1 pseudogene is annotated in these 543 nt (G+C 66.1%); it reads left to right on the forward strand.

Annotation, left to right across the window (positions count from 1 at the left end):
• Positions 1–437 precede the first annotated feature (437 nt).
• A pseudogene (locus BKG60_RS32490) lies at positions 438–543 on the forward strand (Lrp/AsnC ligand binding domain-containing protein); the annotation flags it as partial.

Consider the following 543-nt stretch of genomic DNA (forward strand, 5'->3'; position numbering starts at 1 on the left):
TGGAGAAGGTGTCGGCGGCGCTCAGCACCACCTCACCGCGACTGTTGGACAACCTGGAGAACGCCCTGGTGCCGCTGCGCACCCTGGCCCAGAAGCAATCCGATGTGCGGGGGCTGCTCTCGGCCGGTCTGCACACCGCGGGCACCGCATCGACTGCCATCGACAACCACATCGACCAGATGATCGGCATCGGTACGCACCTGACGCCCGTTGTCGGTGTCCTGGCACAGCATTCGGGCCAGTTCGTGCCGATCGCGTCGCGCATCAAGGTGCTGTCGGACGCGATTTTCGAGAACGGCTGGGATCCCGGCCGTCAGGTCCTGGGCCTGAACCTGATCCTGTCGTTCAGCCCGGCGTGGACCTATGTGCGCGACGACTGCCCGCGGTACGGAGAGCTAGCCGGACCCAGCTGCACCACCGCACCGGAGACCCGCCAGTGGATCGACATTCCCGAGGTCGTCAGTGCCGCGACGGTGACCGGAACCTCCGATGCGATGTTGCGGGTGCTGGCACGCGATATCCAGCATCTCGAGCGTGCGCTGG

The sequence above is a fragment of the Mycobacterium syngnathidarum genome (assembly GCF_001942625.1).
GTDB classification, from domain to species: domain Bacteria; phylum Actinomycetota; class Actinomycetes; order Mycobacteriales; family Mycobacteriaceae; genus Mycobacterium; species Mycobacterium syngnathidarum.